General features: G+C 40.3%; 26 protein-coding genes. 16 read left to right on the top strand and 10 right to left on the bottom strand.

All coding sequences use genetic code 11. The features are described 5' to 3' along the window. Positions 1–1143, bottom strand: coding sequence for an FIST N-terminal domain-containing protein (locus tag Q1R07_RS11555; protein WP_300490237.1), 1143 nt, complete (start codon positions 1141–1143; stop codon positions 1–3). Positions 1144–1576: 433 nt separating this feature from the next. Here Q1R07_RS11555 and Q1R07_RS11550 point away from each other — a divergent pair, with 433 nt between their 5' ends. Further along, positions 1577–1729 carry a hypothetical protein gene (locus Q1R07_RS11550; RefSeq protein ID WP_300490234.1) on the top strand — a complete coding sequence of 51 codons (153 nt, stop codon included), beginning with the start codon at positions 1577–1579 and terminating at the stop codon, positions 1727–1729. Between the two features lie 27 nt (positions 1730–1756). Continuing rightward, complete coding sequence (gene mgtA, locus Q1R07_RS11545) at positions 1757–4435, top strand: magnesium-translocating P-type ATPase (RefSeq protein WP_300490231.1); 2679 nt, start codon at positions 1757–1759, stop codon at positions 4433–4435. An 11-nt stretch (positions 4436–4446) separates the two neighbouring features. Here mgtA and Q1R07_RS11540 read toward each other — a convergent pair whose 3' ends face one another. Beyond that, the gene (locus Q1R07_RS11540; RefSeq protein WP_300490228.1) at positions 4447–5367 is read right to left on the bottom strand and encodes a DUF4421 family protein; all 921 of its coding nucleotides are present in this window, start codon (positions 5365–5367) and stop codon (positions 4447–4449) included. Between the two features lie 33 nt (positions 5368–5400). Continuing rightward, entirely contained in the window at positions 5401–5751 is a 351-nt protein-coding gene (locus Q1R07_RS11535; RefSeq protein ID WP_300490225.1) for a helix-turn-helix domain-containing protein, read from the bottom strand. Between the two features lie 138 nt (positions 5752–5889). On the opposite strand from Q1R07_RS11535, the gene Q1R07_RS11530 reads away from it, so the two are divergent. The 6 genes from Q1R07_RS11530 (at position 5890) to Q1R07_RS11505 (ending at position 10686) form a co-directional block, all read left to right on the top strand. Continuing rightward, positions 5890–6528 (top strand): peroxiredoxin-like family protein, encoded by a 639-nt coding sequence (locus tag Q1R07_RS11530; protein ID WP_300490222.1) that lies wholly within the window; start codon positions 5890–5892, stop codon positions 6526–6528. Then, the gene (locus tag Q1R07_RS11525; RefSeq protein ID WP_300490219.1) at positions 6525–7319 is read left to right on the top strand and encodes a DNA alkylation repair protein; all 795 of its coding nucleotides are present in this window, start codon (positions 6525–6527) and stop codon (positions 7317–7319) included. The genes Q1R07_RS11530 and Q1R07_RS11525 overlap by 4 nt, the downstream gene beginning before the upstream one ends. A gap of 45 nt (positions 7320–7364) precedes the next feature. Then, positions 7365–8270 carry a LysR family transcriptional regulator gene (locus Q1R07_RS11520; RefSeq protein ID WP_300490215.1) on the top strand — a complete coding sequence of 302 codons (906 nt, stop codon included), beginning with the start codon at positions 7365–7367 and terminating at the stop codon, positions 8268–8270. A 65-nt stretch (positions 8271–8335) separates the two neighbouring features. After that, positions 8336–9280, top strand: a complete 945-nt coding sequence (locus Q1R07_RS11515; protein WP_300490213.1) for a putative sulfate exporter family transporter — start codon at positions 8336–8338, stop codon at positions 9278–9280. Between the two features lie 114 nt (positions 9281–9394). Next, on the top strand, positions 9395–9829 hold the full coding sequence (locus Q1R07_RS11510) for an N-acetyltransferase (RefSeq protein ID WP_300490208.1): 435 nt from the start codon (positions 9395–9397) through the stop codon (positions 9827–9829). Further along, a complete protein-coding gene (locus Q1R07_RS11505; RefSeq protein WP_300490205.1) occupies positions 9808–10686 on the top strand; it encodes a helix-turn-helix transcriptional regulator in 879 nt (292 codons plus the stop codon). The genes Q1R07_RS11510 and Q1R07_RS11505 overlap by 22 nt, the downstream gene beginning before the upstream one ends. Here Q1R07_RS11505 and Q1R07_RS11500 read toward each other — a convergent pair whose 3' ends face one another. After that, on the bottom strand, positions 10687–11031 hold the full coding sequence (locus Q1R07_RS11500; protein WP_300490202.1) for a tRNA-binding protein: 345 nt from the start codon (positions 11029–11031) through the stop codon (positions 10687–10689). An 83-nt stretch (positions 11032–11114) separates the two neighbouring features. Between Q1R07_RS11500 and Q1R07_RS11495 the strand changes: the two genes are divergently transcribed. The 3 genes from Q1R07_RS11495 to Q1R07_RS11485 all read left to right on the top strand — a co-directional run bounded on the left by Q1R07_RS11495 (position 11115) and on the right by Q1R07_RS11485 (position 13911). Continuing rightward, the gene (locus tag Q1R07_RS11495) at positions 11115–11672 is read left to right on the top strand and encodes a thioredoxin family protein (protein WP_300490199.1); all 558 of its coding nucleotides are present in this window, start codon (positions 11115–11117) and stop codon (positions 11670–11672) included. A 275-nt stretch (positions 11673–11947) separates the two neighbouring features. After that, positions 11948–13510 carry an FMN-binding glutamate synthase family protein gene (locus Q1R07_RS11490; RefSeq protein ID WP_300490196.1) on the top strand — a complete coding sequence of 521 codons (1563 nt, stop codon included), beginning with the start codon at positions 11948–11950 and terminating at the stop codon, positions 13508–13510. An 11-nt stretch (positions 13511–13521) separates the two neighbouring features. Continuing rightward, positions 13522–13911 carry a GreA/GreB family elongation factor gene (locus tag Q1R07_RS11485; protein ID WP_136401174.1) on the top strand — a complete coding sequence of 130 codons (390 nt, stop codon included), beginning with the start codon at positions 13522–13524 and terminating at the stop codon, positions 13909–13911. Between the two features lie 51 nt (positions 13912–13962). Here Q1R07_RS11485 and Q1R07_RS11480 read toward each other — a convergent pair whose 3' ends face one another. The 6 genes from Q1R07_RS11480 to Q1R07_RS11455 all read right to left on the bottom strand — a co-directional run bounded on the left by Q1R07_RS11480 (position 13963) and on the right by Q1R07_RS11455 (position 19538). Next, positions 13963–14514 carry a hypothetical protein gene (locus Q1R07_RS11480; protein WP_300490193.1) on the bottom strand — a complete coding sequence of 184 codons (552 nt, stop codon included), beginning with the start codon at positions 14512–14514 and terminating at the stop codon, positions 13963–13965. A 97-nt stretch (positions 14515–14611) separates the two neighbouring features. Then, positions 14612–15637, bottom strand: a complete 1026-nt coding sequence (locus tag Q1R07_RS11475; RefSeq protein WP_300490190.1) for an MvdC/MvdD family ATP grasp protein — start codon at positions 15635–15637, stop codon at positions 14612–14614. Positions 15638–15725: 88 nt separating this feature from the next. Beyond that, the gene (locus Q1R07_RS11470) at positions 15726–16700 is read right to left on the bottom strand and encodes an MvdC/MvdD family ATP grasp protein (protein ID WP_300490187.1); all 975 of its coding nucleotides are present in this window, start codon (positions 16698–16700) and stop codon (positions 15726–15728) included. Positions 16701–16756: 56 nt separating this feature from the next. Beyond that, positions 16757–17041, bottom strand: coding sequence for a microviridin/marinostatin family tricyclic proteinase inhibitor (locus tag Q1R07_RS11465; RefSeq protein WP_300490184.1), 285 nt, complete (start codon positions 17039–17041; stop codon positions 16757–16759). Positions 17042–17383: 342 nt separating this feature from the next. Next, positions 17384–18316, bottom strand: a complete 933-nt coding sequence (locus Q1R07_RS11460) for a peptidylprolyl isomerase (protein WP_300490181.1) — start codon at positions 18314–18316, stop codon at positions 17384–17386. A gap of 64 nt (positions 18317–18380) precedes the next feature. After that, positions 18381–19538: an MFS transporter gene (locus Q1R07_RS11455; protein WP_300490179.1), complete on the bottom strand. Its 1158-nt coding sequence runs from the start codon at positions 19536–19538 to the stop codon at positions 18381–18383. Between the two features lie 145 nt (positions 19539–19683). Here Q1R07_RS11455 and Q1R07_RS11450 point away from each other — a divergent pair, with 145 nt between their 5' ends. The 5 genes from Q1R07_RS11450 to rplS all read left to right on the top strand — a co-directional run. Then, a complete protein-coding gene (locus tag Q1R07_RS11450; RefSeq protein ID WP_300490176.1) occupies positions 19684–20484 on the top strand; it encodes a class I SAM-dependent methyltransferase in 801 nt (266 codons plus the stop codon). A gap of 3 nt (positions 20485–20487) precedes the next feature. Then, the gene (locus Q1R07_RS11445) at positions 20488–20934 is read left to right on the top strand and encodes a DUF1569 domain-containing protein (RefSeq protein WP_300490173.1); all 447 of its coding nucleotides are present in this window, start codon (positions 20488–20490) and stop codon (positions 20932–20934) included. A gap of 11 nt (positions 20935–20945) precedes the next feature. Next, positions 20946–21680: a hypothetical protein gene (locus Q1R07_RS11440; protein ID WP_300490170.1), complete on the top strand. Its 735-nt coding sequence runs from the start codon at positions 20946–20948 to the stop codon at positions 21678–21680. Positions 21681–21724: 44 nt separating this feature from the next. Continuing rightward, complete coding sequence (trmD, locus tag Q1R07_RS11435) at positions 21725–22402, top strand: tRNA (guanosine(37)-N1)-methyltransferase TrmD (protein ID WP_300490167.1); 678 nt, start codon at positions 21725–21727, stop codon at positions 22400–22402. A 167-nt stretch (positions 22403–22569) separates the two neighbouring features. Beyond that, the coding region (rplS, locus tag Q1R07_RS11430) for a 50S ribosomal protein L19 (protein ID WP_300490164.1) at positions 22570–22895 on the top strand (326 nt) is incomplete at its 3' end.

Below are 22895 nucleotides of genomic sequence, written 5' to 3'. Positions count from 1 at the left end.
TCATTCCATTTCATTAAGTCCTGTGATTGTCATCGTCTGGTTATGAAATTCACAATTTGAGAAAGGCTGTAAAGGCGATATTTCCCCGTAGGAATAAAATCCGGTTAATAATGTTTGTGCGCCAAACATCTCGGCTACGGCCTCGACCTCTTCGTCTATTCTATTTCCTAATATTATTTTCCGTCCCACACAACTGATCAATAATGCAAGCTTAGGACTGGCCTGAGTTATCGTAAGACAGGAACCGGCGGCATCACTGGCAGCATCGATCAATTTATCAAAATTTGCTTTCATAAATTTCACCTTAGCGCCTTCGGGCAAATCCCCGGCAAACGTCATCGTTTTAGCTACATTATCAATAGAAAGTATGGTCCGCACCACGGTTTCGTTGCCACCTTCCAACGTAAGCGACAATGGAAAGAGTAAAGCTGATCCCGGTAATTCGGCGGCATATTCCCCGAGATAATTGATATACAAATCCAGGGCATTTTTATGATCAATCTCATATACGATGTTTTGCTCAGACCGGGTTACAATACGTTCCAGTCCAAAAGCCTCCCATCCTCCTAACGAACCGTGCGATAACACGAGTTTTTCGCCATAAAAACCAATAGCTACAATTTTTCCCGGTTCGGGATAACCATTTAATCCGACATAAGTTTTTTCAAACCGATCGGCATCGCCTGCCAATCCACCGGTGATCAATACATGATCGGGTTTCACCGCATTCATCCCTTTTACCAGCTCACTGCCGTTTACTTTTCCGCCATCGGACAACACCAACACCAGTCGCAAACCGGCAACCGGCATACGTTGGATGAGTGCCTTTCCGGCTTCATAGGCCGATATAAAATCATCGATAGCCACCATAGCCGTTGTCATCGTTGTAGATGCAAATGCACTGGCGCTAATGGTAATCGTCCCGTCGCACACTTCCTTGTCGTAAATCTCTCCGGAAGACGAACACAAAACGATATTGGCAGCAGGAAACTGTTGTTTTAAAAAATCGTAGGATTCCGGGGCGCTAACCAATTCGGGTGCGCCAAAGCCCATTACCAGTTGTGCTTCGGAAAAAACGAGTACCTCATCGTTTCTAATACTGGTAAAAGCTCCGTCCTGATAACATAACAAAGCCGTTTTCATACTACTTTGGAATTATAGGTTATCGGAATCATTTCCGGTTTTAAAATACCGGATGCTGCCAGGAATAGCATTGCTAAAAATAGTTGCGGTCATAGGAATTTGGGTTTTGGGGGATCGTGCTACCTAAATTACTAAAAAAACACCGTTTTGCTAACTTTTTAAATCCTAATTTTAACTAAAAATAAAAAATTAAGGTTTATATTACTGAATAACAACAATATTCCTTAATTGCATTTTTACAGTATAAATAGCCACTCTAATATTTTTCTAATAATATTCTAAAGTGTCTCTAACAGCCCTGTTCGAATTCTTGTCTTACTTTTGCCCTAATAATAATTATAATCATGGACGATTATCCCGAATTAAGTACTAACATTTCTCTATAAAGACAAGCCGATGTTGTTTGTCTTATAGCGACAAAAACATGGATGTCATGAAATTCTTTTTTTCAATCATTAGCTTTTTCAGACCGGTTAAAAAAGTGTTACCGGTTAAAAATTACGATACTTTTCTAGGACTTGACCTGGATTCTTTTTTGGCTGAAACCATAGGCAGGAAATCGTGTTCGAACGAAATCCGCTTGTAACAAAACCAACCTTAAAAAAGTATCCGAATGTTTAGCTCAAAAATAAAAATTACCCCAAAGGGTTTTCCGGTTTTTGAAACCAATCGGCTTTGCGAAGTGGCAAAAGCCGACACCACTACTATTTACGCCTTATTGGAAAGTCGGCCGGAAGGATTGTCCGAAGCGCAGGCCGACGAAAAAAGAAAAGTTTACGGATCAAACGAGATTCTACATGAAAAACCCGATCCGTGGTACAACCAATTATTGAGTGCGTTTATCAATCCGTTTATCATTGTACTATTGGTATTATTAATGATTTCGGTTGTGATGGACATTATTCTGGTCGAACCGGGACAAGAGGATTATAAAACCATAGTCGTGGTGAGCGTTATGGTTATCTTAAGCTCCTTACTTCGTTTCTGGCAGGAATTCAGTAGCAATAAGGCGGCCGAAGAACTTAAAAATATGGTCGAAACAACGGCTACGGTATTGCGTGGTACTTTCGGAAAACAGGAAGTTAATTTTAAAGATATCGTACCGGGTGATGTGGTGTATCTTAGTGCCGGTGATATGATTCCGGCCGATATTCGCATTCTGCAATCAAAAGACCTGTTTGTGAGTCAGGCGATTTTAACCGGAGAATCGCTTCCGCTGGAAAAAAATGAAACCCCGATAATGGCCGAAGATTCCAAATCGCCTTTGGAATTTGATAATAGCTGTTTTATGGGAACCAATGTTATTAGTGGTACGGCAACCGCTATTGTTATCGCAACCGGAAAAGACACCTATTTGGGCAAAATCGGCAAAGCCCTTAGCGGCAAACGTCCGGAAACCAGTTTCGACAAAGGCGTTAATAAAGTAAGCTGGCTATTGATTCGCTATATGCTGGTTATGGTTCCGCTGGTTTTTGTGATCAATGGTATAACCAAAAACAACTGGCTGGATGCGTTGCTTTTTGCTATCGCGATTGCGGTTGGATTAACCCCGGAAATGCTTCCGATGATCGTAACCGCCAATCTTGCAAAAGGCGCCAAAAACATGAGCAAACGGAAAGTAATCGTCAAACGGCTTAACGCAATCCAAAACATCGGCGCGATGGATATTTTGTGTACCGATAAAACCGGAACGCTCACCATGGATAAAATCATTTTGGAACGCCACCTCAACGTTTTGGGAAACGAAGATGACGAAGTTTTAAAATGGGCCTATTTTAACAGCTTTCACCAAACCGGACTTAAAAACCTGTTGGATGTAGCCGTACTCGAACACGTTGAACTGCACGATTATTTAAAAGTGGAGGAAAACTACCGTAAAGTAGACGAAATCCCGTTCGATTTTCAACGCCGACGTATGAGTGTGATCCTGGAACAAAAAAACGGCAAACAGCTACTCATTTGCAAAGGTGCCGTGGAAGAACTGCTGGGACTTTGCTCCCATGCCTTTTATCCCGGTGAAAATGCGCAGATTCATATTGAAAACGATGCCATTGTACCGTTGGACGATAGCATCCGGGCTACGGTTATGCAAACCTCCAAAAAACTGAACGAAGACGGTTTACGCGTTTTATTGGTTGCGATTAAAGAATACGACAGTCGAAGTGCAAATTATAGTATCGCCGACGAAAACAATATGGTACTCACCGGGTTTATCGGCTTTCTCGATCCGGCCAAACCATCAGCCAAACCAGCCATCGAAAGTTTACAAAAACTAGGTGTTTCGATCAAAGTATTAACCGGCGACAATGACATCGTCACCAAAAAAATATGCCGGGACGTAGGAATTCCGTTTCATCAGGTCTTATTGGGAAATGAAATGGCACAACTCACAGATGATCAATTGATCGAACGTTTGGAAACCACCAGTATCTTCGCCAAATTAAATCCGGTACAGAAATCCCGAATCGTTACCTTATTTCAGGAACAAGGTCATACCGTTGGTTTTATGGGCGACGGAATTAACGATGCACCGGCATTGCGCAACGCCGATGTGGGTATTTCGGTGGATACCGCTGTTGATATCGCCAAAGAAAGTGCCGATATAATTTTATTGGAAAAAGATCTGATGGTGTTACGAAAAGGAGTGATTTATGGCCGCCGGACTTTCGGGAATATCATCAAATATATCAAAATGACCACCAGTAGCAATTTTGGCAATATGTTTAGTATGCTTGGCGCCAGTATATTTTTGCCATTTTTGCCGATGCTACCGATACAATTACTGATTCAGAATTTGTTATACGACATTTCCCAAATTTCCATTCCATGGGATCGAATGGACGACGACTTTCTGGAAAAACCGCAAAAATGGGATGCCAACAGTATTAGTCGGTTTATGTTGTATATCGGACCGGTAAGTTCCGTATTTGACTATATTACTTTTGCCGTTTTGTTTTATGTTTTTAAAGCGAATGCACCCGAACACCAACATCTGTTTCAAACCGGATGGTTTGTAGAAGGCTTGCTCTCACAGGTATTGATTGTTCATATGATTCGTACCCGAAAAATTCCGTTCCTACAAAGTTGGGCCACCGCTCCGGTAGTTGCGTTAACCTCATTGGTAATGCTAATCGGGTTGTTACTTCCGTTTACGCCATTTGCGCATTCGGTAAACCTGCAACCGTTACCGTTAGCCTATTTCCCATGGTTAATCGGAATATTAATTGGGTATTGTTTTCTGGTACAATTCGCTAAAGAACGTTTTATCCGCAAATTTGGTAGCTGGTTATAGTTTTATATCCACTAAAGTCGAGGCAATTTTTTAAGCAACCGGGAAGAACTGTCAAAACGCTTCACCAGCATTAGTTGTAAAGTGGCAGTGCTTACACCGACCTGGTTGCTTTGCTCATAGGAAACATACAATCGGTTCATCAGGAAAGAAAGATTAACCGACCAGTCATTGATATTATAGCCAGACGCAAAGCGGAAAAACAAACTGGGATTCCAGTCAATCTTATCTTCGAAGTTTTTAAACCCCATGGTAACGCCCGGCGTTAAAGACCCAGTTACAAAAAATTGAGGGTTGATCACCCAGGTATAGGCATACCCAAGGCTTGGTCCGATCTGATACAATTCTTTTCGGAAACCAAATACATTATCGGCGCGAACCCGGTTGTAATAGGCTCCTCCGCCGAGTAAAAAGCTACCCGCCGATTTTAACTGCACCTGAACCTGATCGAAAGCCGCGCGATAAGAAAAGCGTTCTCCGTTAAACACATACTGGCCAAAAACGCCAATATTGGTCAGTTGTGCATCGGGATACATATTCAGCACGTCATTTTCCGTATCCTCATAATACAATCCTTTATAATCCAATCCGAAGAAGTCGAGAACAATTTTCCGTCCGTAATAATGGTATTCCAAATCAAAATACCGGGTTTCTCCTTTCGATTTATCCGCCAGGAAACCAAATCCGTAACTATAACTCAATCCGGAATTGCCCCAGGTAAAACCTGCTCCAATGGCAAACGGACTATTGGCTGTATATTCTTTGTTATCGGCATCCGGGTATTCGCTGTTTAGTGTCACAAACTTTCGGGATAAATAGGTCCGAACCGAATATTCCTGAGGGAATTTTCCGATATAGGTACTATCAACCTGTGCGACTACAGTTGGTATTCCGGATAAAAATAGTAAAAGCAGGAGCCATTGGGGAACTGTCATGTAGTTTTATTTTTACAAGATTCTAACGTAAAATCAAATGGTATATTGTGATTCCCGGTGTGCAATCAGGGTTTCGCCCCAACTATTTAACGACCATAATACCTGAACCAGATCTTCGCCTAAAGGTGTGAGCGTATACTCCACTCGTGGTGGTACTTCCGGAAATACTTCTTTTTGTATCAATCCGTCGGATTCCATTTCCCGTAGTTGTTGGTTTAAAACCCGACGGTCGACTACGGCAATCCCTCTCAGCAATTCACTCGGTCGGCGAATACCTTTATTCATCTGCCATAAAATCGGAATTTTCCATTTTCCGCTAATGGTATTCACGGCTTCTTCCAACGGACAAATCTTATTTTCGGTAATGCGTATTTTGGTTTTCATGTTTTTTATCAGATTTTTTATTGTAGGACGATACTGAAAATCAGTAAAAGTGTCCTTTTTCGCCCTATGGGGTAAAAAAATGCGGTATTGTGTGCCTCATTTAAAGCGATGATCTTTACAAAAATAACAGAAAATACGATGCCAACACTACAAGAACAGATCAAAGCCCTGAACGAACAACTCGTCACACAGGTTCCGCTGGAAACCCTTAAAAACTTCCAACGCTCCATAACCGATTTACAAACGACCTATTCCGAAAAGGATACTATTAAAATCGGTGCTGCATTTCCGGAATTTGAACTTACCGATCCATCGGGACAAACAATTCATTTACAAGATATTCATACGCAAGAAACCCTGATCATTGCCTTTTTCAGAGGTTCCTGGTGTCCGTATTGCAATCTCGAATTACAAGCATTGGAAAAGGCATTACCTCTTTTTCATGCCAAAAAATCCCGACTGATTGCCGTTAGTCCGCAAAGCCCCGTTTATAACGACAACCAACAACAAACCCATCGGTTATCCTTTCCCCTGCTAACCGATTCCGAAAACAAACTTGCACAACAGTTGGGCATTACCTTTCGCCTACAGGATTTTGTACGTCCCGATTACCAAAAATTAGGTATCCAACTGGAGGATTTCAATGCTGACAGCAGTGGTATTTTACCAATTCCTGCTATATTTGTTATCGATCGCAACGCTTTGATCCGTTATATTTACCTTGATCCCGACTATCGAAACCGTATTGAAATCGCAACATTAACAGCCCAATTATGACCGTACGAAAAGGTGCCCGAACCATCGCTCAAATCCCTCCGGAAATACTGGAACAACTCAACAATGGCAGTATCGAATCGGCCAACCTAAACGAATGGCTGGCCATCAATCCGAAACAACTGTTGGAAACGGTACTCACGCAATGGAACCGCAAAGACTACCTCAACGATATTCTGACCGATATTGCCAATTTGAAGAAACAAACCGTTACGGTTGTCAACGAAATGATTGGTGTGAGTCTTTTAACCCAAAGTTATCTTTACAACGATACGACGCTGTTTGAAAAACTCGCCACACATCCGTCGGATACCGTACGTTGTTGGGCGACTTATTTTATTGGAAAAAGTGAGCTTTCACTGGAAGAAAAACTGGAACGGATGCGTCCATTTGCCACGGATAGCCATTTCGGCGTACGGGAAATCAGCTGGATTGCACTCCGCGCCGACATTACCGAAAATCTGGAACAGGCCATTCGTTTACTCACGCCGTGGACCGCATCCGAAAACGAATATATCCGTAGGTTTGCCTGCGAATCCATTCGACCAAGAGGCGTTTGGTGCAAACATATCGAAGCCTTAAAAGAAACACCCGAACCGGCAATCGTAATTCTGGAACCGTTACATTCGGATACTTCCAAATATGTCCGCGACAGTGTGGCTAACTGGCTAAATGATGCTTCCAAAACCCGACCGGATTTTGTGGTCAATCTGTGTAAAAAGTGGGAAAAAGAAAGTCAAAGTAAAGAAACCGCTTCTATTATTAAAAGAGCCTTACGGAGTATAAACGGTTAAACGATTATTAAATCGTATCTTTGAACTAATGCAATTATTCCGGATATGTCTGATATACGCCTAAAAGTATTTTATACTGTTGCCAGTCACTTAAGCTTTACCAAGGCTGCAGACGTCTTATGCATTACCCAACCGGCAGTTACCAAAAATATTAAAGAACTGGAAACCGAACTGAACATCCGTTTGTTCGAACGCCGGGGAAGCAAAATAACCCTTACGGAAGCCGGGGAAATCCTATACCGACATGCGGAATCGATTTTTGAGATTTACCGGAAAATCCAATACGATCTCGGATTACTCAAAGAAAAACAGGCCGGTGAATTATTATTGGGCGCGAGTACGACACTGAGTCATTATATCCTTCCTCCGATACTGGCTAATTTTTACAAGCACTTCCCGGATATCCGAATTTCGTTACTTGATGCCAATACCGAAAAAATAGAAGATGCCGTATTACAGAAAAAAGTAATTCTGGGGATTGTGGAAGGAAAATCAAAAAATAAGGATTTAAAATATGTCCCTTTCCTAAAAGACGAAATTGTAGCCGTTGTACATACTTCGCAGGAATTGGCAAACAAAGATAGGATCAGTAAAGACGAATTTCTTAGTATTCCATTGGTGTTGCGGGAAAATGGCTCCGGAAGTTTAGAAATCATCGCGCACGAACTCCGAAAACACGATATTCAGCTAAACCGATTAAACCTTATCATGCAACTCGGCAGTACGGAAAGTATTAAATCGTTTCTGGCAAATTCCAATTGTATGGCTTTGCTTTCGATTTCGGCGGTTAGTAAAGAAATCGTAGACGGACAATTTAAAGTTATCGATATTGATGCCATTGACATTAAGCGTGTCTTTTACTTTACGCATTTACAAGGACAATTGGAAAAAATACCGGAAATGTTTTTACGATTTGCGCAAAACAGTATAACCAAAAGTTATAGCTTATAACTATTTATCATTGGTGTCACCTTGTTTATTGACGGAACTTTGTCGGACAAACAAAACAAAACACTATGATCTTTACTTCGCTTACTGCTAACTACAAAAAAGGACTCTACCTGCTTGGTATTACCTTATGTCTTTTTCCTTTTATCAGTGCGCCATTAGCACTTTTATTCGGTTTTATCTTAACTCAGTTTATTGGCAATCCGTTTGAAAAAATCAGTCATAAACTCACCAAAATCCTATTACAGTTTTCCATAGTCGGATTGGGATTTGGGATGAATCTGACCGATGCATTACAAACCGGTAAAGAAGGTTTTCTTTTTACAATCGGATCCATTACGGCAACCCTTATCCTTGGCGTTATCCTTGGTAAATTTTTACGGATTCCGCGAAAAACCGGTTTCCTGATTTCGGCCGGAACGGCAATTTGTGGCGGAAGCGCGATTGCCGCACTAACACCAATTATAAAAGCCCGCGAATCCGAAATATCGGTTTCACTGGCAACCGTTTTTATTCTGAATTCAATTGCGCTGTTCCTGTTTCCGTTTTTAGGACATTTATTTGGAATGAGTGAATCCCAATTTGGAATGTGGTGTGCCATTGCCATACACGACACCAGTTCGGTTGTAGGTGCGGCGCAACGGTTTGGTGATACGGCCCTTCAGGTTGCCACTACTGTAAAATTACAACGTGCACTTTGGATTATTCCGTTATCGCTGGTCACTTCCTTTGTTTTTAAAAATAAGGAAAGTCGGATTTCAATTCCCTATTTTATTTTTCTTTTTGTATTGGCGATGCTTTGGAACAGTTACTTTCCCGATTTCCGGGTTTTAAACGACACCATTGTACTGATAGCCAAAAAAGGTTTGGTGGTCACTTTATTTCTTATCGGAGCCGGATTAACCCGCGAATCGCTTAAAAAAGCCGGAATACGCCCTTTATTACAGGGAATACTGTTGTGGCTGTTTATCTCCGTAGTGTCCTTGGCCGTGATCTGGACAACCATCGTCTAAATCGTGCTTCAATAACTATAGGTTATTGTCCAAAAGTCCGATACTATCTTCCATTTGTCCGATAAGGTATTTTTCAGACCGTACTATTTTTGTCTGCAAATAAATTAAAACAAAATGATACGAAAAATACACCCTTCCGAAATCGAAGAAACCGTTACCTTATGGTATACCGCCTCGGTAAAAGCACACGATTTTATCCCTGCCGAATACTGGGAAGCCCATAAAACGGAAATGGCTACGACCTATTTACCCAACTCCGACACCTTTGTTTTTATCGAAAACAATACCATTGGAGGATTTATTTCCATGGTCGATTCCTTTTTGGCTGCTATATTTGTAGCTGTGGACCAACAAGGCAAAGGAATCGGAAAACAACTGATCGATTTTGTAAAACAGGAACAGTCCGTTATAGAATTAAAAGTTTATAAAAAGAACGCCCCAAGTATCCATTTTTATCAGAAACAGGGATTTACCCTTGTAGAAGAAAGTTTGGAAATTGGTACCGGGGAAATCGAATGTTTAATGCAATGGCAACATCAGATGCAATAATGCTACACAACCTTGAATTTCCGGACGATACACGTCCGGTTATTCTATGTGATTACAACTACCAGCAACATCCTATATTGTTTGAAATGCCACCGCATAGTCACGATTTTTATGAAATTCTTTTTTTTGAAAACGGCAACGGCACCCACTATATTGACTTTGAAGCTCTACCGGTTTGTAGTGGCCGGATTTATAGGCTTCTACCCGGGCAAATACATTATCTAAACGACACTTCGCTTCGCGCCAAGGCGTTGCTTTTTGATAAAAACTTCCTGGATATTGCCGCTTTACAATTGCAATTGTTTGTTCCGTTTCAGGAGCCTAAATTTGTAGATAGCACATCCGAATCCCAACCCGTTTTTAAGAAACTGTTGGAGCTAATCCAAATGGAGCAACAAAGTGATACGATCAACTTTAATTTGATCAAACATTATTTGCAGGCGCTTTTACTCGCTTTGGACAAACACTATAAACCGACCGCTAACAAAAAGCTAAACGACCGGTTATATCCTGTTTTTGAATTGATCAAAACACATTTTACTACCGAACGGGAACCCGGATTTTATGCGACCCAATTACAGTGTACGCCAAAATATCTGGGTACTCTTTTAAAATCGGCTACCGGTAAAACCTTAAAACAGCATTTGGATCAGCAGTTACTGTTTGAAATCAAAAAGCAATTGCTACAAGATCAACCTATTAATACAATTGCTTATAATTTACAATTTGAAGATCCCTCCTATTTTGGCCGCTTTTTTAAAAAACACACCGGGTTAACGCCATTACAATTTCGGGAAAAAGCCCACTTATATCGCGATAGTAAATCCTATTCGTTTTCGAAATGGGCGAATTCCTGATTAAGCAATTCGCAATCCGTTTTCTACTTTAAAATCGGTAGACAATAATATAATGTCACCTTCTCCGGCAACAGCACCCAAAACCAGGCATTCGCTCATAAACTTTCCGATTTGTTTTTTAGGAAAATTCACAACCGCAATTATTTGTCGGCCGGTTAAGGCTTCTTTAGTATAGTGTTTGGTGATTTGTGCCGATGATTTTCGGATTCCGATTTCGGCTCCAAAATCGATGGTTAGTTGATAGGCCGGTTTACGGGCTTCGGGGAAATCGTTAACTTCCAGAATGGTTCCGACTCTCATTTCTACTTTTTCAAAATCGGCCCACGAAATAGTCTCTTGGTTCATTTTCTTTTTAGATTCGTTTTTTCAAAATTAGCAAATCATTCGGTAAATTCTTATCTTTAGGCACTTTTAACAATCCGATAAAAATGGCCCGTACTCCGTCAAATATGTTACCGTTAGGCACTATTGCTCCTGAATTTCACCTAAAAGACACCAATTCGTCGGATACGTTTTATTCGTTTTCCGATTTAAAAGGCGAAAAAGGAACTGTGGTGCTGTTTATCTGCAACCATTGTCCGTTTGTACACCATGTTATCGAAGAAGTGGTCCGAATTGCTAATGACTACCGCGTACAAGGCGTTGGCTTTATCGCGATTTCGAGTAACGATATTGTTAATTATCCGCAGGATGCCCCGGAATTAATGACCGAATTTGCCTTTGAAAACAAATTCGAATTTCCCTATCTGTATGATGAAACCCAACAAGTTGCGCGCGACTATGATGCGGCTTGTACACCGGATTTCTATTTATTCGACAGTTTGAATAAACTGGTCTACCGTGGACAATTGGATGACAGCAGACCCGGAAACGGTATTCCATTAAGCGGAAGTGATTTACGTGGCGCTATCGACGGAATCGTTTATAACAGAGTGATCAATCCGATTCAAAAACCCAGTCTGGGCTGCAATATTAAGTGGAAATAATGCAGATATAAAAAAAATACCTACCTTTGCCTTGTGTAAACAAAAAGAACACCATGTTAAGTAGTCCTCTATTAACGGTTATCAGGCCATTGCTTTCTGTAAGGAAACGCAGTCTGGCTGTTCTATTTTCGCACAACAAAGCCTTCATCAATTAGGCCCCGTATATAGTTCGTTTTTCTTTTTGCATATATACGCGGGTACATCCTTTACACTTTATACAGTAAATTAATTTTTTTCGGCCGATAAACGCTGCCGGACTCTTTTGTATATTTATCATGACATCTAAAAAGTTTTTTGCATCCCTTGTTGCACGTCAAATTATTTGGTTTGTAGCGATTACCGCTTTAATCGCAGGTTTGTATTTTGTAAAATTCCACGGTTTGGCCTGGGAAGTCCTCTTACTTCCGATAGCTCTAATGATCATCATTGCTGTCGACACCTTTCAGCCGCGCCACTCCATTCGTCGTAACTACCCGTTAATTGGTAGAATGCGTTACCTGTTCGAATCGGTTCGCCCCGAATTCCGACAGTACTTCTTTGAAGGCGAACTGGACGGAAAACCTTTTAACCGACGTCAGCGATCTATCGTTTACCAACGTGCCAAAAACGAAAAACAAACGATATCCTTTGGAATGCAGGACGACCCGAATCGTATCGGATACGAATGGGCGGCACACTCCGTATATCCTAAAAAAGCAGATGAATCAACTTTCCGTATCACGATTGGAAATACGCAATGTTTGCAACCCTATAGCGCCAGTATTTTAAACATCAGCGCGATGAGTTACGGAGCGTTGAGTAAAACGGCCGTTACTTCGCTAAACAAAGGCGCCAAAATGGGTGGATTTGCGCACAACACCGGCGAAGGTGGTATTAGTGACTACCACCGTCAGGGAGGTGATTTGATCTGGCAGATCGGAACCGGATATTTTGGTTGTCGTAATCAGGACGGTACGTTTTCGAATGAATTATTTGCCGAAAGAGCTGCTTATCCGGAAGTAAAAATGATCGAGTTAAAGCTGTCGCAAGGTGCCAAACCGGGCCATGGCGGATTATTACCAGCGGAAAAAAACACGCCGGAAATTGCTAAGATTCGTAGTATCGAACCGTATACCACGGTACATTCGCCATCGGCACATACGGCGTTTAGCAATGCTATCGAACTGTTGTATTTTATCAATCAGCTACGACAGTTATCTAATGGGAAACCGGTTGGTTTTAAAATCTGTATTGGTCGTCAGGACGAATTTGTAACCATTGTAGAAGCCATGATGGAAACCCGGATTTTCCCGGACTTTATCACTGTTGACGGAGCCGAAGGCGGAACCGGAGCTGCTCCAATGGAATTTATCGATTATATGGGAATGGCCTTATCGGATGCACTGGTATTTGTGAGCGCTACCCTACGCCAATACGGAATTCGCGAGCAAATCAAAATTCTTGCGGCCGGAAAAGTAATTTCTGCTTTCGACATGGCAAAAGCGCTTGCTTTGGGTGCCGATGCGTGTTATAGTGCGCGTGGAATGATGTTCTCTCTGGGATGTATTCAGGCATTACAGTGTGACAGCGGAAAATGTCCGGTAGGAATTGCAACTCAGGATAAAGCGCTATACAAAGGAATTGATATTACCGATAAGAGTGTGCGTGTTGCGAATTTCCATAAAAATACGATGAAAGCTTTAGGTGAATTTATCGGAGCCTGTGGCTTTGAAAACCCGAAAGAGATTACACCAGGTGTATTTTACCGCAGAACATCGGGGAATTCCAACCAGAGTTTCGCCGAGTTGTATTTTAAAGAAAAAGAAACGAATAGTAAAAAGGAAATGTCTAATTTTTAAAGATAATAGTTATGAAACCAATACCTGTATTAACACTGACCGATTATCAGTTACTTCGTGAATTGACAAAAAGTAGTCAGAACAGTACCAGTAAAAAAGAAATAATGCAATTGTCGCAGGAGTTGGACCGAGCCATTGTAAACAAAAACGATGTCCTGGAAGACAATATTGTACGTATCAATTCTTTTGTGGAAATTGAAGATACAAAAGCCAAACAACGTATGAAAATTCAGATTGTATTGCCGCAACTTTCCAATATCAAAGAAGGAAAAGTATCGGTAATTGCACCGCTGAGTATCGCGCTGATCGGTTTTAAAGAAAATGACGAAGTCGATTGGGAAATGCCGGCCGGAGTAAAATCACTCCGAATTATTTCGGTTTCCAACCCGATTGAAGAATAATCCTAAAAAAAACACCTTCCTACACTGACGGTGTTTTTTTATGCCTACAGCCTAACGTTCCAGAATAATCTCCACAGGTCGGTTGGTTCTTGGTCCGAACTGCATTGCCTGTCGTTCGTTTTGTGCCGAACACAATACATACATATTGTAGCTGTTTAACGGAACGATTTGTGTTTTAAACAAGCCACCGTTCGCCTTTCCGTCGATATCTTCTACTTTAATCGAAAAGTTTTCAGCCGGAAATGTGTTTGCTACCGAAAGCAGATAATTTTCTTTTGCAAAAGGAAAAAACCAACGACTCTTCGCATTTTTATCGGTTTCTGCGGTAATTCTTTTACCGGTATCGTCAATCTTATAATTCAGGGAAAAAACCAACGCCTTGTTTGCATTGGTCCAACTATAGACATTATTCAGGTTGATCACATCATTTCCCGCACTATCCACAATTGTAATTTTTAAATCTTTGATGGTTTCTTTTTTACCATTTTCATGGACATCCAACACCAGATAGGACGTAAAATCGTAACCGCAATGTTGCGCGGCAACCTGCGCTTTGGCAGTAAAAAAACTAAAAAACAACGGTAATAGATATAGGTAACGCATAATCATTAAATAAGGATTGTAAAAATACAAAAGCAAATAAAAAAAGCCCCCGAATGAGAGCTTTTAATTTTTGTATGAGATAATTTATAATATGACTCTAAACAGTCATCGTATTTCTTTCAAAAACCGGTGTATACCTACGGTTCGCCTTACCTAAAAGCACCTTAGCTATTTGTTCCGAAATCGGATTACCTTCCATTAGTCGGTCCAACCAGAAAAATTCTCCGGCCGAATTGATTTCAAGGAAATAATACTCATCGTCCGGTGTTACAATAACATCGATCGCGCCGTAGTTCACTTCATACATATCCATAAGTTGTAGCAACTTATCTTTTAAATCCGAAGGCAATTCATACGGTGTCCAATCTTTTAACAACTCAACGCCTTCACGACGCCAGTCTAATCGGGCATTATCCAGTTTTTGAGAATCGATTTCGAAGGCAAAAACCGCATCGCCTACGATTGTAATTCGCAATTCGACTTTTTTCTCCAGTTTTTCCTGGAATTGCATCGGACAATATTGTAAGGTGTCAATTTCGTCCAGATCCTCTTCCTTGATCAGGTTGGTAAATACCACATTTTCCACTCCGTTTCTATCGATCGCGAAAGAACTTTGCATTTTGGTAATCACTCCTTTCGGATGTTCTCTTACAAAACGTTTTGCCTCTTGCGGACTATTGGTAATACAAGTTTCCGGAACTTTCATCCCTAGAAAATCGGCAACACGCATTTGTTCTTCTTTACTATCCAAACGTCTGTATTTACTATATTTTCCGATCTGGAAACAAGGTAAACTTTCTAAAAATCCAAACAAAGTAGCGCGGATTTCGCCATAGGTACTACTCAGATATTCTCTTTCCAGCACTTCACTCAGGTTACCCCCCAAGTTCATACTGCGTCTGTACCATAAGGCCGCACAATCATGAAGATCCACACGGGTTCCTTCATAATCCAGGTATATTTTCCATTCTCCGTTTTCAAAACAGCTGCTTAAACTATATTTAAGCGGGTATTCATCTACATTAAAACGGATCGGTTCACCGCCGTGTTCTCTAATTTTTCCCGATACGATGTCGATGCATTCATTATCCTGAGAATGCGTAATGATCAATACTTTTCCCATAACTATTTTTTTTTGTTATCTACAGACCCGAACCGGGCGTTTCACTATAACAGTTATTACTAATTTTCAAATACAAAGCAGAGCTGCCTTAGCAGATTCTTGCTACCAGTTTTTCGGCTATGGTTTGCCCAATCGGGTAACCTAAATCCCGTTGAATCATGCCCCACTCCCCTTGAGGGTTTACTTCCAGAAAGACATATTGCCCTTCTTTTTGGCGGATCATGTCAATCGCTCCGAAATACAGACCGATGTCGCGCATCATTTTTTCCAGCGCCAGACAGATCGGTTCCGGTAAGGTATATAATTCCCAGGACGGCATAATATCTTTTGCCGCACGCCAATCGGTTTTTCCGGCTTCTGAAGCCTGGGCATTAATTTTACCGGTAAAAAAAATACCGTCGACATAGATAATTCGCAGTTCATACATTTTTTCAATGTTTTGCTGGAATATCATCGGACAGTACGCTAAAGTTTCCAAACGCTCCAGATCCGATTCTTCGATTCGGGTCGTTGGAAAAAAAGGAGTATCCCCTTTCATACTACGGGATAAAGAGCCGTGTAATTTGGCAATCATGTTGCCGTTACAAACCGTATGGAAAAACGTTTTTACCTTTTCAGGCTCATTGGTCATAAGCGTTTCCGGTATGTTTAAACCCGATTTACGGGCAAAGACCAGTTGTTCCAGTTTGTTTTCCCCTATCCGGTGATCCAATTCCATAGGATTCATCCAGGGAAGATGACGGAGGGATTCAAAAAAAAGACTACGCATGGTAGTATATTCCTGAAGATACATATTTTTAAAGGCGTCGTCAAGATCGTCCGGCACACCAATGTACCATAATTTCCTATAGTAAACGGCCTCGATAGTATCCAGAGAAACCAATACTCCATCTTGCTTTAATCGGACAGCGTGTCCACTTTGATCAACTGTATATTCAAATTCCAGCTGATCGGAAAAAGTATCGGAATTTAATCGAAAAACCTCTTTTCCCAGTTCTTTTAAACGTTCTATTACAATATCGATCGTATAGAAATCATTACTGTGGCTTATACATAATATCATGGCATACAATAAAAACAGGCAATGTCCCCAAAAGAGGTCATTGCCCGTAAATTTTATTACAACATAGTAGGATCTGTGTCTGGCACTAAGATTGGTCCTCCAGTTTCATCGTTATCCGATGGATATTTCATTGTTTGCATCATATCCAAGTTTTTAGAAGTAACGATTGGCCCAGGTCCGTCTTCGTTATCCGATGGATATTTTAATGTAACGTAGATCGTATCAGCAGTTTTCAATGTGATGATATCACCACCTTGAACGGTACTTTTTTCCTCGTTAGACAATTGGTTCTCTAAGAAATTCGCAAAAAAAGGCTTTTTAAGGTCTTTATTATTTTTCATAATTACTAAATTTTTAAAGTTAATTGAGTTGTCGAGTGTTATTTGCAAATAATTGACATTCCCAAAATACTATTTTTTTTATCGCTTGGGCAAAAAAAATCAGTTTATATAAAAAATAAAAACAAACAACTGGTTACAAGAACATTACACCTTTTAACAAAAGTTATAATTTAATAAAAAACTGTTAAATTTAACACAATACTAATATGCATGCATATTAAAAAATGACATTTTAACACTTCAAAAAGAATAACAAGGACAAAAACCACTCAAATCGCCTAGTATTAAAAACAAAAAAAACTGCCATATAAGGCAGTTTTTACTATATGTATAAAATGAATATTATTTTACATCCATTAATTCCACATCGAAAATAAGGGTTGCATCCGGTGGAATAACACCTCCAGCACCACGAGATCCGTATCCTAAATAAGAAGGAATCACGAAACGCGCTTTATCACCAACCTGTAGTAAGGCAATACCTTCGTCCCATCCTTCGATAACGTGACCTTTTCCTAATGGGAATTCGATTGGTTGTTTTCTTTTATACGAGCTGTCGAAAACCATTCCGTTTTCCAAAGATCCGGAATAATGAACTGAAACCGTTTTACCTTTTTCAGCTTGTTTTCCGTTTCCTTTCTGGATCATTTTATAACGCAATCCGCTTTCTGTTTTTTCAAAACCGGCAGCCAGTTTTTCCAATGCTTCTTCCGCCTGACGTTTTTGCTCGGCTAAACGTTTTTCACGGGAACCTTCGAAAGTACGAAACGATTCAATAGCATTCCATTTTTGTGCTTCGTCACCTACTCTTACGATTTCAAGGCTTTCGATAACATCATCCTGAGCGATTGCATCAACGATGTCCTGTCCTTCCACTACATGTCCGAAAACCGTGTGCTTGTTATCCAACCAAGGCGTTTCCACATGCGTGATAAAAAACTGAGATCCGTTTGTTCCAGGTCCGGCATTTGCCATCGATAACACACCTGGTGTATCGTGTTTTAATTCCGGGTGAAATTCATCGTCAAACTGATATCCAGGTCCACCAACACCACTTCCAAGCGGGCAACCTCCCTGAATCATAAAATCGGCGATAACTCTATGGAATTTTAATCCGTCGTAATACGGTTTTCCCTGAGGTTTTACATCGTTCTCTAAATTTCCTTCAGCCAGTCCTACAAAGTTACCAACTGTTCCAGGTGTTTTATCATATGTTAGTTTCACTAAAATAACACCTTTGTTCGTATTAAATTTTGCGTAAATTCCGTCTTGCATTTTTTTTTAATTTTAAATATAATGAGCAACAAATATAAGTTTATTTTACAAAATGTGAATTTCTTTATTTACGCTTGTACGTGAGTGCATAAATAATAATTGAGGCTACCGATAACATCGCGCCACCAATTGAAAAGGCGTGCCATTTTCCGAAATTCCATAGCCAAAGTCCGAAAGCCGATCCAAGTGCCGTTCCTAAAAAGCTAAACGACATATATACGGTATTCATCCGGTTACGCGCTTCGGGTAATAACGAATATACCCGCGTCTGGTTGGAAATATGTACCGACTGTAATCCGACATCGATAAACACGATTCCGATCATAATTCCGATCATACTTTCTGAAGAAAAGTAGAATACTATAAAACTAATCAATAATAGCAAACAACCATAACCAATCACCACTCTCGGATTTCCTTTATCGCCCAGTTTACCAACCAAAGGAGCCGCCAAAGCACCGGAAGCACCTACGATACCGAAAAGTCCGATTGTCGCGCTGTTAAAATTAAACGGATCACCGGATAACAACAATACCATCGTGGTCCAGAAAGCACCAAACTGCGCAAAACTTAGCGCGTTGATTAAAGTGGCTTCGCGTAACATCGGTTGTGTTTTGATCAACGAAAATAATGACTGCAATAATTCGCCATAGGTTCCTTTAAAATCGGGTTTGTTTACTGGAAATTTTTTCTGAATCACTACTACAATCAGCACGCACAATACGGCTGCAATCCAAAACATACCGCGCCATCCGAGCCATGCTCCAATAAAACCGCTAACGGTTCGCGAGATCAGAATTCCAACCAATAAACCACTCATCACTGTACCGATGACTTTTCCTCTTTGTTCGGGCGAGGCTAAACTGGCCGACAACGGTAAAATCAACTGCGGAACAATCGAAGCAGCTCCGATCAGGAAACTGGCTATTTGCAGCATTCTGAAATTGGAAGCCGTAGCCGCGATAATAAGCGCTACAACTGCCGCCAATGTTGTAAACTGGATTTGTTTTTTACGTTCCAGTTTATCGCCCAACGGAACCATAAAAAACATTCCGATAGCATATCCGGCCTGTGTTAGATAGGTAATTGTACCGGCCTGATCTTCGGGAATAGCGAATTCTTTTGCGATAAGAATAATTAGGGGTTGACAATAATACAGGTTTGCGACAATTAAACCTGTTGCAATGGCCATAAAGCCAACATCTGTTTTGGATAAGTTCATGCCGCAAAATTAATCCGATATGTCTTAATTAAATCTTAAATTACAGGAAAAGATAAACAACCTATGTTGAGAAAAACGGACAAACAGTATATTTGTAAAGCACTTTTCTGACTTTTTCCGAAAAGCATCCATCAAAAAACACACTATGGAAATTCCAAAAGATTATTTAGCAACCAATAAAGCCACCTGGAACCAAAAAGTGGACTACCACGTGGATTCCGACTTCTATAATATGGAAGCCTTTTTAAACGGTAAATCAACATTAAATGATATTGAACTTCATTTATTGGGCGACGTAACCGGAAAAAAAATATTACACCTGCAATGCCATTTTGGTCAGGATACTCTTTCGCTGGCCCGTATGGGAGCCAAAGCTACCGGTATGGATTTGTCCGACAAAGCCATTGCCAAAGCCCGCGAACTGGCCGAGCAGCTCAATCTCGATGCTACTTTTGTTAGTTCCGATGTATACGATTTACCCAATCAGCTGGAAGGCGAATTCGATATTGTATTTACCAGTTATGGAACCATTGGCTGGTTACCCGATCTGGATAAATGGGCGAAAGTGATCCATCATTTTCTAAAACCCGGTGGAAAATTCGTTTTTGCCGAGTTTCATCCGATGGTATGGATGTTTGATTATGATTTTACAAAAATCGAATACAGTTATTTTAATACCGAAACGATTATTGAAACGACCGAGGGTACTTATGCCGACAAAGAAGCACCTCTAAAAAACGAGTCGGTAAGCTGGAATCATCCTCTTTCAGAAGTATTCCAATCGCTTATTAAAAATACACTGGAAATTAATACCTTTGAAGAGTACGATTATTCGCCATACAGCTGTTTTAATGAAGTAGAAGAATTTGCGCCAAACAAATTCCGTATCAAACATCTGGATAACAAAATACCAATGGTTTACGCTATTGTCGCCACAAAAAAATAACCTATGAAAAGCTTATATAACACGAATTCCAATCAGGAAATCATTGATCGAATCAACCAATTGTCGCCCCATTCCCTATCGCATTGGGGAAAAATGACTGTTAGTCAGATGATGGAACATTGTCAGGCGCCGTTAAAAGTGGCTTTTGGGGAATTAACAATACAACAAAGTCTGATCGGCTTTTTATTTGGCCGAATGGCAAAAAAGAAATTAATCAACGATAAACCTTTTGATCCGAATATCCCAACAGCAAAAGAATTTATCATCACACACGAACCCGATTTTGATGCTGCGAGGACTACCTTAATAGAACATGTTAGCCGTTTTCAAAATGGACCTTCGGTGATTAAAAATCTAAAGCATCCATTTTTCGGACCAATGACGGCAGAAGAATGGGATATTGCACAGTGGAAACATCTAGATCATCATTTAAGACAATTTGGTGTTTAACCTAACTGATTATGATTGCTCTGAATAGAATTTTTCTGGCAGTTAGTTGTATGACACTTTTTTCCTGTTCAAAAAGTGACTCTGACTATAAACTATCGGGGACGTTTATTAATACATTCTATTTAGAGCAATCTAAAACAAAACGATTACGGGATATTCCTTTTTATGGTACCGAAATAACGTTTGAAAAAGACAGCATTCTTTTTTCAAACGGATTTGAAACCGGAAAACTGGCCTATACACAAAAAGGAAATCAATATGTTTTAAAGGAAGCCTATCAAAATAATGGTGTTTTAAAAGATATGATTCTGGAAGCAACTTCCGATACTACTTTTACCCTAAACGATACCGAATACACTACGACTACCACACCTTCGGTTTTTACAAAATCCAAAACAACATTTGAGTCGGCACTGGCAAAAAAAGTAATTGACGGTACCTACGAAATACTATATCCGGAAACGTTAAAAAACACTCGTGTTACTTTTTCGGCTTTTACCATTACCGGACTTCCGGATTACAATCGCTATGACCTCTGTTATTCCGGCGATTGTATTCAAATGATCACCGACACCATTAATAGTATTTCTTTAAATCGACCGGATGGTTCTACCGCTATCTTTGGCTGGCAAAATGGTCCGCAGCAAACACTAGAACTGTATCGCGTTTCCGATCCGATACCGGATAGCAAAGGCGGACAACGAATTACTCAAAAGGCCTTTATTCTTAAAAAAACCGGGAAATAATCTCATTGTTATTTTTTAGACTATTTTTGCGAAAATTTTTGAATATGCGCATTGATATCATCACCGTTTTACCCGAATTAATCAGGAGTCCGTTTGAAGCTTCTATTTTAAAAAGAGCGATCAGCAAAGGTCTGGTAGAAGTTCATTTTCACAATCTACGCGATTATAGCACCAACAAGCACAAAAACGTAGACGACTACCAGTTTGGCGGTGGCGCCGGAATGGTGATGAGCATTGAACCGATTGATGCTTGTATTTCAAAATTAAAAAGTGAGCGCGACTACGACGAGATTATTTATATGACTCCGGATGGTGCCACATTAAACCAGAAAATGGCCAATTCGATGTCGTTATTAAAAAACATCATCATTTTATGCGGGCATTATAAAGGTGTCGATCAACGTGTGCGCGATCAGTTTATCACAAAAGAAATTTCTATTGGCGATTATGTATTATCCGGTGGTGAACTTGGTGCGGCCGTTTTAGCCGACAGTATCATCCGATTGATTCCGGGTGTATTGAGTAACGAAACTTCAGCCTTAACCGACAGTTTCCAGGATAATTTGTTATCACCACCTATTTATACCCGTCCGGCGGAATACAAAGGATGGAAAGTTCCGGATATTTTATTGAGCGGAAATTTCCCTGAAATCGAAAAATGGCGGGAACAAAAAGCATACGAACACACCAAAACCCGTCGTCCGGATTTACTGGAAGACTAATAATCAAGCGAATAGCTTTTTTATTCTACTTGCATTTTTTATTGTTTTTTACTACAAAAACACTTGCAAAATAATGTAAAATCACTATCTTTGCGCCCATATTTGGACCAACCTCTGACGATATCCGTGAATGTTGCTCTGATTCAAAACAATTAACATTAACAATCATGTCAAATTTATTAAAATTTGTTCAAGACGAATTCGTAGCGAAAAAAGATTTCCCTGAATTTGGAGCTGGTGATACTATCACTGTTTATTACGAAATTAAAGAGGGTGAAAAAACAAGAACACAGTTCTTCAAAGGAGTTGTTATCCAAAAAAGAGGTGCTGGTGTAACTGAAACTTTCACTATCCGTAAAATGTCAGGATCTGTAGGAGTTGAGCGTATCTTCCCTATCAACATGCCTGCTTTACAAAAAATTGAAGTGAACCAAAGAGGTAAAGTTCGTAGAGCTCGTATCTTCTACTTCAGAGAACTTACTGGTAAAAAAGC

The organism is Flavobacterium sp. (assembly GCF_030146175.1).
GTDB lineage: Bacteria > Bacteroidota > Bacteroidia > Flavobacteriales > Flavobacteriaceae > Flavobacterium.
Note: the sequence above shows the minus strand (reverse complement) of the source record. Positions and strands in the feature narration are given on the sequence as shown.